General features: G+C 52.5%; 16 protein-coding genes and 2 riboswitches. Of the genes, 10 read left to right on the top strand and 6 right to left on the bottom strand.

The features are described from left to right. The first annotated feature begins 95 nt into the window (after window positions 1-95). The 4 genes from QWT68_RS11370 (at window position 96) to QWT68_RS11355 (ending at window position 3990) form a co-directional block, all read left to right on the top strand. Window positions 96-1175, top strand: coding sequence for an AI-2E family transporter (locus QWT68_RS11370; protein ID WP_040287690.1), 1080 nt, complete (start codon window positions 96-98; stop codon window positions 1173-1175). Between the two features lie 108 nt (window positions 1176-1283). Further along, on the top strand, window positions 1284-2102 hold the full coding sequence (locus QWT68_RS11365) for an ABC transporter permease (RefSeq protein ID WP_040287689.1): 819 nt from the start codon (window positions 1284-1286) through the stop codon (window positions 2100-2102). Window positions 2103-2106: 4 nt separating this feature from the next. After that, on the top strand, window positions 2107-2880 hold the full coding sequence (locus QWT68_RS11360; protein ID WP_040287688.1) for an ABC transporter ATP-binding protein: 774 nt from the start codon (window positions 2107-2109) through the stop codon (window positions 2878-2880). Window positions 2881-2907: 27 nt separating this feature from the next. Further along, on the top strand, window positions 2908-3990 hold the full coding sequence (locus QWT68_RS11355) for an ABC transporter substrate-binding protein (protein ID WP_052461920.1): 1083 nt from the start codon (window positions 2908-2910) through the stop codon (window positions 3988-3990). A 40-nt stretch (window positions 3991-4030) separates the two neighbouring features. Here the strand turns inward: QWT68_RS11355 and QWT68_RS11350 are convergent, their stop codons facing one another. The 3 genes from QWT68_RS11350 to QWT68_RS11340 all read right to left on the bottom strand — a co-directional run bounded on the left by QWT68_RS11350 (window position 4031) and on the right by QWT68_RS11340 (window position 6575). Then, window positions 4031-4996, bottom strand: a complete 966-nt coding sequence (locus QWT68_RS11350) for a DMT family transporter (protein WP_290148449.1) — start codon at window positions 4994-4996, stop codon at window positions 4031-4033. Between the two features lie 13 nt (window positions 4997-5009). After that, window positions 5010-6236, bottom strand: a complete 1227-nt coding sequence (gene pepT / locus QWT68_RS11345; RefSeq protein WP_290148448.1) for a peptidase T — start codon at window positions 6234-6236, stop codon at window positions 5010-5012. A 117-nt stretch (window positions 6237-6353) separates the two neighbouring features. Next, window positions 6354-6575: a DUF2187 family protein gene (locus QWT68_RS11340; RefSeq protein WP_290148446.1), complete on the bottom strand. Its 222-nt coding sequence runs from the start codon at window positions 6573-6575 to the stop codon at window positions 6354-6356. A 233-nt stretch (window positions 6576-6808) separates the two neighbouring features. Here QWT68_RS11340 and QWT68_RS11335 point away from each other — a divergent pair, with 233 nt between their 5' ends. The 3 genes from QWT68_RS11335 (at window position 6809) to QWT68_RS11325 (ending at window position 9564) form a co-directional block, all read left to right on the top strand. After that, window positions 6809-7075: a metal-sensitive transcriptional regulator gene (locus tag QWT68_RS11335; protein ID WP_290148444.1), complete on the top strand. Its 267-nt coding sequence runs from the start codon at window positions 6809-6811 to the stop codon at window positions 7073-7075. Window positions 7076-7213: 138 nt separating this feature from the next. Continuing rightward, window positions 7214-7849: a hypothetical protein gene (locus tag QWT68_RS11330; protein WP_290148443.1), complete on the top strand. Its 636-nt coding sequence runs from the start codon at window positions 7214-7216 to the stop codon at window positions 7847-7849. 201 nt (window positions 7850-8050) lie between these two features. Continuing rightward, a riboswitch (SAM riboswitch) is annotated at window positions 8051-8162 on the top strand. Between the two features lie 112 nt (window positions 8163-8274). Next, the gene (locus tag QWT68_RS11325; protein WP_290148442.1) at window positions 8275-9564 is read left to right on the top strand and encodes an O-acetylhomoserine aminocarboxypropyltransferase/cysteine synthase family protein; all 1290 of its coding nucleotides are present in this window, start codon (window positions 8275-8277) and stop codon (window positions 9562-9564) included. 42 nt (window positions 9565-9606) lie between these two features. Here the strand turns inward: QWT68_RS11325 and QWT68_RS11320 are convergent, their stop codons facing one another. The 3 genes from QWT68_RS11320 to QWT68_RS11310 all read right to left on the bottom strand — a co-directional run bounded on the left by QWT68_RS11320 (window position 9607) and on the right by QWT68_RS11310 (window position 12074). Further along, window positions 9607-11106, bottom strand: coding sequence for a glycine betaine uptake BCCT transporter (locus tag QWT68_RS11320; RefSeq protein WP_040287681.1), 1500 nt, complete (start codon window positions 11104-11106; stop codon window positions 9607-9609). A 238-nt stretch (window positions 11107-11344) separates the two neighbouring features. Then, on the bottom strand, window positions 11345-11575 hold the full coding sequence (locus QWT68_RS11315; protein WP_290148439.1) for an excisionase family DNA-binding protein: 231 nt from the start codon (window positions 11573-11575) through the stop codon (window positions 11345-11347). Between the two features lie 13 nt (window positions 11576-11588). Further along, window positions 11589-12074, bottom strand: coding sequence for a QueT transporter family protein (locus tag QWT68_RS11310; RefSeq protein WP_040287679.1), 486 nt, complete (start codon window positions 12072-12074; stop codon window positions 11589-11591). A gap of 10 nt (window positions 12075-12084) precedes the next feature. Next, window positions 12085-12129, bottom strand: a riboswitch (PreQ1 riboswitch). Window positions 12130-12406: 277 nt separating this feature from the next. Here QWT68_RS11310 and QWT68_RS11305 point away from each other — a divergent pair. The 3 genes from QWT68_RS11305 to QWT68_RS11295 all read left to right on the top strand — a co-directional run bounded on the left by QWT68_RS11305 (window position 12407) and on the right by QWT68_RS11295 (window position 13443). Beyond that, entirely contained in the window at window positions 12407-12619 is a 213-nt protein-coding gene (locus tag QWT68_RS11305; protein ID WP_040287678.1) for a KGG domain-containing protein, read from the top strand. A 108-nt stretch (window positions 12620-12727) separates the two neighbouring features. Beyond that, a complete protein-coding gene (locus QWT68_RS11300; protein WP_040287677.1) occupies window positions 12728-13078 on the top strand; it encodes a KGG domain-containing protein in 351 nt (116 codons plus the stop codon). Window positions 13079-13158: 80 nt separating this feature from the next. Then, the gene (locus QWT68_RS11295; RefSeq protein ID WP_040287676.1) at window positions 13159-13443 is read left to right on the top strand and encodes a KGG domain-containing protein; all 285 of its coding nucleotides are present in this window, start codon (window positions 13159-13161) and stop codon (window positions 13441-13443) included. The last annotated feature ends 115 nt before the right edge of the window (window positions 13444-13558 follow it).

The raw sequence follows: 13558 nt of genomic DNA, 5'->3' as shown, positions 1-13558 counted from the left end.
ACGGGGATTTTTTTCGTTCGTGTTCGACAGAGGGCAGGGAAACTCGTATACTAGAAACAATTCAACGGAATAAATGGAAGAAAGGAGGCTGCCGTGTGACAAAGAAATTATGGTTCCAGACAGGGGTCGCCATTTTGCTGGCACTGCTCATCATCAAGTTCTTCCTGGAAATCAACTATATTTTCGCGCCGGTCGGCATCATTGCAAAGGCGATCATCCTGCCGCTGATTGCAGGCGGAGTCCTGTATTACATGACGGAGCCCATCCAGCGCTTCCTCGAGAAGCGGAAAGTGCCGCGCTGGGGAAGCATCCTCATCATCCTTGTGCTGCTGGCAGGCGCCATCTATGCCTTCTCGGCACTCATCGGTCCGCCGATCGCCAAACAGGTGAACAACCTGATCGACAACGGCCCGAAGATTTCTGCGGAACTCATCCATCTGAAGGACCTGGCACTTGAGCAGAAGGATGATCTGCCGCCGCAAGTGAAAGACTCGCTGAACAGCGCAACGGATAAATTGCAGTCGTATTTACTGAAATTCGGCGGTTGGTTCATCTCCTTCCTGCAATCGTTCGTCCAGGCAATCGTCCTGCTCGTCCTTGTGCCGTTCTTCTTCATCTTCATGCTGAAGGACCATGAGAAACTCGCGCCGAATATCTATAAGTATTTCCACGGCAAGCGCCGTCAGTGGATCAAGAAAACGATCGACGATATCGATCATGTGCTCCGCAGCTACATCCAGGGACAGCTGCTGATCAGCGCCATCCTGGCGACGATCATCCTGGTCGGTTATTGGATCATCGGACTCCAGTATGCACTGCTGATTGCGATTTTCACGCTGTTCATGAACTTGATTCCATTCCTCGGCCCGTGGATTGCTGTAATGCCTGCGATCCTGATCGCCTTTACACAAGACCCGAAAATGGTCATCTGGGTGGCGGTCATCACCCTGGCGGCCAACCAGATCGACAGCAACTTCATTACCCCGAATATTATGGGGAAAACGCTTGATATCCATCCGCTCACCGTTATTACGCTGCTCCTGGCAGCAGGGAATATGGCGGGATTTGTGGGGATCCTTCTGGCGGTGCCTGTATACGCAGTGGCGAAGGTCATCGTCGCAAACATCTATGCAGCCAGACAGGATATCAAGAAAACGGCCACGAAGTCAGTGTGAAGAACGCCTGCATCCATACATACCGGATGCGGGCTTTTTTTATTGTGCCTGCACGTCTGCCTATGTTGCGGAACAGGCGAACGCATAGAGTACGGTGAGGTGGTGAACATGACTCAACCAGTCGACGCAAGACAAGACGCGGTGCAGATCGAGCGCATCGAATGGAGGCGGCGGCAGGCAAAAGCGAGATGGCAGCAGCTCCTGACTGTGGTGTCGCCCGTATTTCTCCTCGCCCTGTGGGAAGTGCTGTCACGGACAGGAGCGATCGACATCCGGTTCTTCCCGCCGCCAACAGCGATTCTCGGGACGTTCTGGGAAATGCTTATGAACGGCGCGATCGCCGAACATGTCGGCGTGTCGCTGTACCGGATCGCCCTCGGATTCCTGGCAGGGGTCATCCCCGGTATTCTGATCGGCCTTCTGATGGGACTCTACAAACCAGTCCGTCACTTCGTATCGCCGCTCGTCATGGCACTCATGCCGATACCGACGCTCGCCCTCCTGCCGATCATCATCATCCTGTTCGGCATCGGAGACGTCTCGAAAGTGGTGACGATTGCAGGCAGCGTCTTCTTTCCTGTTGTCATCAACACGGCTGCAGGCGTGCTCAGCATCGACAAGATCTATCTGGATGTCGCGGACAATTACGGTGCCAGCAAATCACAGTTCTTCTTCAAAATTGCGCTGCCCGGCGCACTTCCCGTCATGCTCGAAGGGATCCAGATGGGGCAGGCGATCGCCTTGCTGACAATCGTCGCCGCTGAAATGATGGGCGCGACGTCCGGGATCGGCTACCTGATCTGGACCTCATACAAAGCATTCCTGCTGCAGAATATGTTTGTCGGTCTCATCATGATTTCGTTTTTCGGATACGTCTTTTCCCTGCTGCTGCGCGGCCTGCAGAAAAAACTGCTGCCTTGGAGGTGACTGAATGCAGTCAAAAATTGAAATCCGCAACTTGACGAAAGTGTTTGTGAAGAAGAACGGGAGTGTGACAGCGCTGCAGGATATTTCGCTGGATGTGGCAGACGGGGAATTCGTCTGTCTCGTCGGCCCGAGCGGCTGTGGTAAGACGACATTGCTCCGTATACTGGCCGGCCTGGAAACACACAGTGCAGGTGAAATCGCCATCCATTCCGAACAGACGGGACGGCCGCTGCAGTCCATGGTATTCCAGGAGAAAGGGATCCTCCCGTGGATGACGGTGAAAGATAATGTGGCATTCGGACTGGAGATGCGGAAAGCCCCGAAACCAGTGATTGCCGAACAGACAGCATATTACCTGGAAAAGACCGGTCTGGCGAAATTCGCCCATCTGTATCCGAGTGAGCTGTCGGGCGGCATGAAGCAGCGGGTCAGTATCGCGCGCGCATTCGCCAATGACCCGGAGATCCTGCTGATGGATGAACCGTTCGCAGCACTCGATGAACAGAACAAATTCATCCTGCAGGAAGAACTGCTGTCCATCTGGTCGGAAACGAAAAAGACAGTGCTGTTCATCACGCACAGTATCGACGAAGCACTCATGCTGAGTGACCGGATTTTACTGATGAGCGCCCAGCCGGGACGGATCATCCAGGAAGTCCGTATCGACCGGCCGCGGCCGAGGAAGATTGAAGAGATCCGGAAGGACCCGGAGCTGGCCGGGCAGTTCGTAGAAATCTGGAAACATTTGCAGCAGGAAGTCCAGAAGACGAGAACGTGACGAAAGGGGAAGCGTGTGAAGAAGTGGATGAAAGCGGGGGGACTCGCGCTCGTGCTCGGTGCTGCACTTGTCCTTGGGGGATGTACAGGAAAAGAGGAAGAAAAGAAGCCTGCAGCCAAACCGGCTGACCAGACGGAAGAGGGAACTCTCAGCCCGCTCAGCAAGAAGACAAAAGTACTGATTGCCGAAGACGGGGCCGCCTCCGGAGCAGGGTTTTATATCGCGAAAGAACGCGGGTATTTCGATGACTACAATATCGACGTGGAATTCACAGATTTCGCGAACAGCGATGACATGCTGCCGGCACTCGCAGCAGGGGAAGTCTCCATCGCGGGCGGTGTCTCGACAGCGTCATTCTTCAATGCAATCGCACAGGGAATCGATGTGCGGATCGTTGCCGACAAAGGACATAACATGCCTGGCGAATCGTATTTCTCATTCGTCATCGGCAATCATATGAAAGACGTCATCCAGGACTACCCGGATTTCAAAGGGAAGAAGATTGCGGTCTCCTCCCGAAACTCGATAGACGGCTATATTTATGAAGAGATGCTGAAGCATGCGGGACTGACGGAGGATGATGTGGAGTATGTCCATATTGCAGATTTCAGCGCCATGCTCGGGGCACTCGATTCCGGTACGGTGGATGCTGCGCTCAGCATCGAGCCGCTCATCGCGCAGGGAATCGAAAACGGATTCCATCTGCGGTTCGGCGATACGACCGATTATGCACCCGAATCCCAGATCGCGATGGTCCTCGCCTCTCCGCAGTTCATGGAAGACGAGGAATTGTCCCTCCGTTTCATGGCAGCCTATCTGAAAGGCGTCCGTGATTATAACGATGCGTTCTTCGAAGGGGTGGACGAAGAGGAGATCATCGAGATCATGGTGAAGCATACGGCCCTGAAAGATGCCGCCCTGTGGGATAAAGTCTTCGTGACCGGTCTCGACCCTGATGGTAAGATGTTCATCGAAGATATCAAAAAGCAATATGAGACATACAAGGCGAACGGAGCGATCCAGGGGGAGATCGATTTCGATAAAGCGATCGATACGTCCCTTGCAGAAGAAGCGGTCAGCCTGCTTGGCGCCTATGAAGCCGCCCAATAAGAAAAAAGGATCCGAACGGAAAATCCGTTCGGGTCCTTTTTCATGGAATTTCAGAAGCTGCCCGCTTTGCGGCAGCTGCTGTCTGCCAGCTGTGCAGCGACATGCCGAGTATGATGATAGCAGTGCCTGCCAGCGAAACAGGTCCCGGCAATGCCATATGCAGCAGCAGCATTTCACCGAGCATCGCAAACAGGAGCTCGAGTGACTGCGTCGCTTCGACGGCTGCCAGACGGCCCTGGTCGTGCCGGGCGAGGTCCGTCGCCATGAAGAACAAAGTGGTCGCAATGACACCGGAACTGACCCCGACGACGAATGATTGGACGAGCTGGCTCCACGAGGGAAGGCCGACCGTCAGCCAGGCGTACAGCGCCAGCAGGAACCAGACCGGCAGTGTCATGAGCGTCATGCCGAGCACCCGCTGGAACGTATCCAGCGAACCGCCGAGCAGTTCCATCATCTTGCGGTTGCCGAGCGGATAGGCGAATGCGGCCAATACGACAGGCAGTATGCCCAGCAGCAGTGCATCCGCCGACACGGACCGGGCATGCGGAATCTGGATCAGCACCACGCCGCCGAGAATGACGAGCGAAATAAGAAGGGAGGCAACCGGGATGCGCTGCCGGACTCCGCGTTCCGTGCCATCCGATCCATCCCCTGACAAAAACAGGGGAGCCAGCAGGACTCCTGCAACAATCGTCAATTGCCACGTACCGGCGAGAAGCCAGCCGGGGGCATATCCTGCTGAAAAGGTGAGTGGTCCATAAAACAGCACGAAAGCAACCGTACTCCAGATGAAGAACTGCCAGGGATGACGGCGCATCTCCCGCTGGACGGGCGTAAAGCCGCCCCTCATGGCGACAATAGCGGCCAGAAACGGCACCATGAAGAAATAGCGGAGGGAAGCGCTCCACATCCAGCTGCCGCCTGATAACTCCATGGAACGGTTCAATACGAACGTGACCGCAAAAAACACGGCGGCCAGTACCCCGAGCCAGATCCCTTTCATGCCGTTGCCCTCCTTATGCGCGAGCTTCGTATAACTGGACGGCTTCGACGATCACCTGTGCCGCCTTCTCCATCGTTTCTGCAGAGACGAACTCATAGCGGCCGTGGAAATTTTCACCGCCCGCAAAGATGTTCGGTGTCGGGATGCCCATATAGGAAATCTGTGAGCCGTCCGTGCCGCCCCGGATCGGTTCGATGACCGGTTCGATGCCGAGATTGCTGAAAGCATCTTTGATGATTTCGATGATTTCCATGTGCGGCATGATCTTTTCACCCATATTATAATATTGGTCTTCCAGTTCAAGCGTGACAGCATCTGGGCCATAGTCGGACTGCATCTGGGCGACCGTATCACGGAACAGCTGTTTCCGGGCTTCGAATGTCTCCTTATCGAAGTAGCGGATAATGTAATCCAGCTCTGTTTTTTCAACTGACCCCTTGATATCCATCAGATGGATGAACCCTTGCCGTCCATCTGTCAGCTCAGGAACCTCCAGTGCCGGCATCGCTGCCTGGAATTCCTGAGCACGCAAAATGGAATTCACCATCTTATCTTTTGCTGTTCCCGGATGGACGTTCGTGCCGCGGAACGTCACCCGCGCGCCCGCTGCGTTGAAGCTTTCATACTGGAGCTCACCAAGAGGCCCGCCGTCCATCGTATAGGCGAAGTCCGCCCCGAATGCCTGGACATCGAATTTATGGGGTCCCCGTCCGATTTCCTCATCCGGTGTGAAGGCGACCCGCAGTTTGCCATGTTTCACTTCAGGATGTGACTGCAAATACGCCATCGCTGTCATGATTTCCGCAATTCCTGCCTTATCATCCGCACCGAGCAGCGTCGTGCCATCCGTTGTGATCAATGTCTGGCCTGTGTAGTTGTTCAGCTCGGGAAACAGCTCGGCTGATAATGTCGTATTTTCGCTGAGGACCAGATCGCGGCCATCATAGTTCTCGTGGATCTGAGGGTTCACATCTTTGCCGGAATAGTCAGGTGACGTGTCGACGTGTGCAAGGAAACCGATGACCGGGACATCTTTGTCCGTGTTGGACGGCAGTGTCGCAAACAGATAGCCGTTCCCATCGAGCGTAATCTCTTCCATCTCCAGTTCTTCGAGTTCGTGTTTCAATACATGCAGCAGGTCCCACTGGCATTCGGTGGATGGAGTCGATGGACTGTTCGGGTCCGACTCGGTGTTGATTTTTGCGTAACGGATGAACCGTTCAGTGACTTGTTCTTTCATAAGCTGGAGTATCCCCTTTCAAAATAGGAAGAATCACTCTGTAAGAGTGTGTGATGCTGCAAAAACAGACAGCAAAAACGGCAGTACGCAGATGCGCTGCCGCTGTGACATGACCGATCAGACTACTGTGTAATTTTTATGGGCAACCACGGTCAGATTGGAGGCTGCTCCGATCTGGACAGCGTCGCTTTCGGAAATTTCCACAATGACGGAGTTATCCAGTATTTTATGGATACTGCCGGAGACATGGACGCCATGCCGCATGAATGAAATCTGTTCACCAGGATGGCGGGCGGAGACGAAATCAGAGACGGGTTGTTCCTTGCGCGGAAAAGCCAAACGAATTCCTCCTCTCGTCGTTACCGACAGTTCACGCTCAGCCGTACAGCTGAGCCGTTCATTTTTACAATCAGTGAAGAAGCGAGTCTGATCGGTTCTCAAAAACAATAAGTACAGAGACAAGTATAACATAATTCGAATAATTTCACGCCATCAGCATTTCTATGCAACTGTTTCATTGACGAAATACGCGATGGGGTATAGAGTGAAGAGAAAAGGAAGGGGACGGTATAGTGGAATACGATGCAAAAGTGGTCAACCGGCTGAAACGGATCGAAGGCCAGATCCGCGGCGTCCTGCGGATGATCGAAGCTGGAGATGACTGCCGCGATGTCGTCACCCAGCTGTCGGCCTCGCGCTCGGGAATCGACCGGACGATCGGCGTGATTGTCAGCAGCAACCTGATCGCCTGCATGGAAGAACAGGAACTGTCCGGATCGCCGGAAGACAAAGAGGCACTGGTCAAGGAAGCCGTCGATCTGCTGGTGAAGAGCCGCTGATCGATGGCTCTTTTTTAACCGGGTAAACATTAGAAATCATCTTTACAATTCTCCTCATCTCTTAATTTGCATCTCAGTCTCCTCTCAGACAGCGGGGTTATGATAATAGCATCCCAACAAGATAAGGAGAGGAACAAGATGAAAAAAACATTGATTACAGCAGTAAGCGCACTGATGCTATCCGCAGGAGGTGCCCAGGCGGCGACATTCGCACACGGCCATCAGGCAGACGGGCAGAGTTCGTACTCGCACGTATCGTACAGCCAGCAAGTGAACCAGGACATTACAGGATTCGAGGAATACGCATCAATCGCCTCCGTCATCGATCCATCAAGCTTCACGGTACGCGTAACGGAAAACAATGTTTCCAACCGGGTCATCCTTTTCTCCGACAATTATGGACGTACGCAGTATAAGAGTGTGTTCGTGAAGAAGACAGGTCTTCTGAAAGTCATCAGCCAAAAAGGCGGCGGTGTCCTGCTCCAGACAACAGTGACAGGAAACACAGCAGCTCCGGAAGCGAAACCGGACCAGAAACCCGCACAGCCGGCAAGCACGATCAGCAGCCTGCCTGAGTACAAGACACTTGCTGCGCATGTCGACATTAGCGGTCTGGCACCTGCCGTTGTTTCCGATAACTACAACAACCGCACAATCCTGCTGAAAGATGCGAATGGCCGCGGCCAGTACAAGAGCATCTTCGTAAAACGCACGAACATGCTCAAAATCGTTGATTTGAATGGCGGCCAGATTTTCTACGGTGCTGCCGAGTAATGAATGTCACCTGCATACCGCGTCCAATGACGCCCGGTATGCGGGTTTTTCTATTTGCGGAAGCAGCCGCCTTGAAGAGGATCGGGCACGGCGTTGATTGGCTGAATACGAAACTGTCAAATTATTTTGAGTAACCTGTTGACTTTCTGATTTTACGTGTGTATACTCGTTTCCAAGATGGAAAACTGAATAAGTCACAAACTCTTATCAAGAGCGGCGGAGGGACTAGGCCCTGCGATGCCCGGCAACCGGCAAGCATACCAGCTTGCAAAGGTGCTACTTCCTACAGATCCAGTGATCTGAAAGATAAGGGGAAGTGCCAGCAATGGCGGTCCTCTTCTATTTTCAGAAGGGGGCTTTTTCGTTTTCCCCCACCCGTCCGGTGTGCACAGTTCCATCAAAACTACTTTCCGGAGGTTAGGTATATGACAAATCTTCAACCCGAAACACAGCTGCTTCACGGCGGCCAGCAGCCTGATCCGACAACAGGCTCCCGTGCAGTCCCGATTCATCGGACGACATCGTTCGTATTCAAGGATACGGAGCAGGCAAGAAACTTGTTCGCCCTTCAGGAAGCCGGCAATATCTACACACGGATCACGAATCCGACAGTTGCCGTTTTCGAAGAGCGGATTGCATTGCTGGAAGGCGGTACTGCGGCTGTCGCTTTGTCGTCCGGAATGGCGGCCATCGCCTTCTCCATCCTGAATATCGCGGAAGCGGGGGATGAAATCGTAGCGGCGGCCAATCTGTATGGCGGCACCTATAACCTGTTCGCGATCACGCTGCCGAAATACGGGATCACCGTGAAATTTGTCGACTCGGCCGATCCGGATAACTTCCGGAATGCCATTACGGAAAAGACGAAAGGGATCTTCGCCGAAACGATCGGCAACCCGAGCCTGCAGGTGCTCGATATCGAACGTGTCGCGGACATCGCCCACGAAAACGGCATTCCGTTCCTGATCGATAACACATTTGCGTCCCCATACGGATGCAATCCGATCGAATTCGGAGCGGATGTCGTCATCCATTCGGCAACGAAGTGGATCGGCGGCCACGGCACTACAATCGGCGGCGTTGTCGTCGATGCAGGCAAATTCGATTGGACACAGGGCCGGTTCCCCGGCTTCACGGAACCGGATGAATCCTATCACGGCCTCCGGTACGGCATCGACACGGCAAACGCTGCATTTGCGACGAAACTCCGGGTACAGGGTCTTCGGGATTTCGGGCCCTGCCTCGATCCGGACAGTGCCTTCAACTTCCTCCAGGGACTGGAAACGCTCCATCTGCGGATCCAGCGGCACGGGGAGAATGCACGTCAAGTGGCCGAGTTCCTGTCTTCGCATCCATCTGTCGAATGGGTGACATTCACCGGCCTCGACAGCCATCCGACAGCGGAACAGGCGAAGAAGTATCTGAAGAACGGCGCCGGCTCCATGATCGTCTTCGGGATCAAAGGAGGGCGCGATGCCGGCCGGCGGGTGATCGACAACGTCACGCTGTGGTCTCATGTGGCCAATGTCGGCGATGCAAAGTCGCTCATCATCCATCCGGCCTCGACGACCCACCAGCAGCTCTCTGCGGAAGACTTGAAAAACTCAGGAGTGACTGAAGAACTCATCCGTTTGTCAGTCGGTCTCGAGTCCGTGGATGACATCATTGCCGACCTGAAGCAGGCGATCGAAAAGGCGGCGCCGGTCAGCGTCTGAATAGAAAACACCCGGGTTCCCCATTCGGAACCCGGGTGTTCTTTATTTACGATGATGGTGTCTGTGCGGAAGCGACTCATTGCCGAGCTCCTTGAACAGGGAGTACACCATCAGCAGGATGATGAACGAAAACGGCAGTGCCGCAATGATGATCGTATTTTGCAAAGCGTCGAGTCCGCCGACGGACAGCAGTACGAGCGCGATAGAGGACTGCAGCAGCCCCCAGATGATCTTGACGCTGTTCGGCGGCGTCAGCGAACCGTATGTCGACTGCATGCCGAGGACGAATGTCGCCGAGTCCGCCGAGGTGATGAAGAACGAGGCAATCAGCAGTATCGCAAATCCTGAAGTGATAGCAGCCCAGGGAAGCTGGCTGAACATCTGGAAGATGACGATCTCCGTATCCACGGAAGCCAGGTCGAAAGAGCCTGACTTTTGGATTTCGATTGCAGTCGTCCCGAACGCCGCAAACCAGATGAAGCTGAGGAGGCTCGGTGCAAGCAGCACTCCCACCATGAACTCACGGATTGTACGGCCTTTCGAAACACGGGCGATGAACATACTGACGAACGGCGCCCAGGAGATCCACCATGCCCAGTAGAAGATCGTCCATACATCAAGCCACTCGCGGTTGCCTGCATTGAGCGGTGATGTACTCAGGCTTAGGTCTATGAAGTTCGAGAAATAACCACCGATCGAGTCCGTGAAAATGTTCATGATCAGCAGCGTCGGCCCGAGAATCAGGATGAAGCCGAGAAGCGCCAGTGCGAGAACAAGATTCGTATTGGACAGATACCGGATCCCCTTGCTGAGACCGGACCAGGCGGAAAAGATGAACAGCACGGTGACGACCGAAATGATGATGAACTGGGACCGGATGCCGATCTCGAAGCCGAACAGGTAATGCAGTCCGGCGTTAATTTGGACAGCGCCGAAGCCGAGAGAAGTGGCTACGCCGAAAGACGTTGCAAAGACAGCGAGGACGTCGATGACCGTACCCCAGGGGCCTTTCATTTTATCGCCAAAAATCGGCTTCAGTGTTGAAGAAATTAACCCCGGCTCCTCTTTGCGGAATTGGAAGTAGGCAAGTGCCAGTGCAACAATTCCATACAAAGCCCAGACATGGATACCATAGTGGAAGAAAGTCTGCCGCATCGATTCACGGAAAGCTGCATTCGTCCCAGGTTCAGCGGTTGCCGGATTGACGGCAAAATGGGAGAGCGGTTCAGCTGCCCCGTAGAAGACGAGCCCGATCCCCATTCCGGCGGAGAACAGCATGGCAATCCAGGTGACCGTTGAAAACTGCGGGCGGTCGGAATCTTTGCCGAGACGTATTTTTCCATACGGACTGAAGATGAAGTACACACTGACTGCGACCAGCAGGGTCATCAGCAGCATATAATACCAGCCGAACGACGTCGAGACGAAGGATTTCACGATATTGGTCCCCGCTTCGAAACGATCCGGATCGATGGCACCATATCCGACGGCCAGTACGATGAGCCCGATGGTTATATAGAAGACGTTTGATATTTTTTTCATGGTTCCCCCTTAACGATGTAGTTGTAACAAACAGTTTACCACTATACTATTGATTCTACAGAAGTGCAACCGGTTTGATACACCGCTGGAAAAGCTTCATTCACTCACTTATTCTTTACAGTATTCACAAAACATTGAGCCATCAAACGCGTTAGCAAGCCGTCAGAAAAATAAGTTCGGAAACAGACGAAAAGCCGTCCAGCGTCAGCACACAGCTGCCATCGGACGGCTTTTCAAATCAATCTTCGTCTTTTATATCACGGTCAGGCGGGATCGGTTCGTTCAGCCAGTCATCGATCTGCTGCTTCAGCAGCTTGAGCTGTTCGAAATACAGACTGAACTGATCTTCATTGATGAGCCAGTCGTTTCCATCGTGCACTGCCCGGATTTTTCCGTTCAATACATATCGACGGACCTGTTCCAGCGGCATGCCGAGCTGATCCGCAGTTTCTTCCATAGTGAGATACATACAATCGCCTCTCTCAGATCAGTTTTCCGAGCGGCACCCGTTTGTTCAGTGCTGCCATCAGCGGGATGCCGATTGCCATGACGATGAATTCACTGATCGATAAGTAGCCCCACGTGATCCAGAACGGGAAACCGAGTACAAGCTGCAGCTGCCAGGCGATGATGCCCATTGTGCAGGTGAAGACGGCCGTGCTGATGAACATGCGCGTCACCGGAGCGGAAACCTTTTTCACGAGCAGGATGGTGATACCAAGTGAAAGGGCCGTATGGCCGACGCCGAAGATCAGATCGAGTGGCCCGACTTCCGACAACAGCAGATTCGACACGAATACGCCGATGACGATGCCAGCAAAGTACTTCTTATTGAAGACCACCAGATGGTTGAAGATTTCAGCCAGGCGGAACTGGATGTTGGTAAATCCAAACGGAGCGATGACGATCATGACTGCTACGTACAATGCTCCTACAATACCGCTGACTGCCAGAGTTTTTGTTTTCATATGATGACTGGGCTCCTTAGTTTTTTTGCGTGGGAGGATTTCGAACCACGTATGTTGACCGCTACTCAGTGTACCATCCCGGCGGTGTTTCGTACAGACCGGCAAGCGGCATAATCAACGGTTGTTGGTGATTGGAATAGATATAGTAAACTCCTTTTTCTTCCAGTAAAATCTGCAAGCTATTCAATTCCTTCTATATAATTACCTGTCAGACCAGATAGTCCTTACCATAAGTTAACGTAACGAACAACCCGTCAAATGTTTAAGAAGAGGAGCGGTGGGAATATAACCTGTACGCAACATAAAACATCAAATTTTAGGAGGAATTACACATGGCTGACGATAACAAAAACGGTAAGATGTCACTTGAAGAGGCAGGCAAAAAAGGCGGCGAAGCAACTGCTAAGAATCATGACAAAGAGTTCTACCAGGAAATCGGCAAAAAGGGCGGCGAAGCAACTGCCAATAGCCACGGTAAGGAATTCTACGAAGACATCGGCCACAAAGGCGGCGAAGCCCGTGCGAAGCAGCGCGATGATCAGTGATCTGACAAGATAATATAAAAAATGAACGGCAGGAAGTTTAAAAGAAAAGCTATCGGGAATATAAACGATACGTTACTTATTAATTAAAAAAATTAGGAGGAATTCAAAATGGCAAACGACAACAATAACAACAACGGTAAAATGTCTCTAGAGGAAGCAGGCAAAAAAGGCGGCGAAGCGACAGCGAAGAATCATGATAAAGGATTCTATGAAGAGATCGGTAAAAAGGGCGGCGAAGCCACAGCTAAGAACCATGATAAGGAATTCTATCAGGAGATCGGTGAAAAAGGCGGCGAAGCCACAGCGAAGAATCATGATAAAGAGTTCTATGAAGAGATTGGTAAAAAAGGCGGCGAAGCACGTGCCAACCAGGACACTTCAGGTACAAACAAGATGAGCCAGTCCGAAGCAGGCAAAAAAGGCGGCGAAGCACGCGCCAACCAGCGCGACAACAAGTAATCTCGATACTATACAGATGATACCTCAGTAAAACACAAAAACTATTCATTTTTTGAATGAAAAAATAGGAGGAATAACAAATGGCTGAAGAAAAAAACAACGGTAAAATGACGGTAGAAGAAGCAGGTAAAATGGGCGGCGAGAAAACAGCGCAAACACATGACAAAGAATTCTACCAGGAAATCGGTAAAAAAGGCGGCGAAGCTACATCTGATAGCCATGGTAAGGAATTCTATGAAGAAATCGGTCAAAAGGGCGGCGAAGCCCGAGCGAACCAGGATACTTCAGGCACAAACAAGATGAGCCAGTCAGAGGCAGGCCGCAAAGGCGGAGAAGCACGCGCCAACCAACGCGACAATAACTGATTGATTGAATGATAAAAACAGTCTGGAATGGCTAATTTCCAGACCGTTTTTTCATGTCCGCTTTTTCGTTCTGTCTGGGATGGCGACTTGTGGATAAGAGCGCTACCCGTTCCAC

This window comes from Sporosarcina trichiuri (genome assembly GCF_030406775.1).
GTDB classification, from domain to species: Bacteria; Bacillota; Bacilli; order Bacillales_A; family Planococcaceae; genus Sporosarcina; species Sporosarcina trichiuri.
Note: the sequence above shows the minus strand (reverse complement) of the source record. Positions and strands in the feature narration are given on the sequence as shown.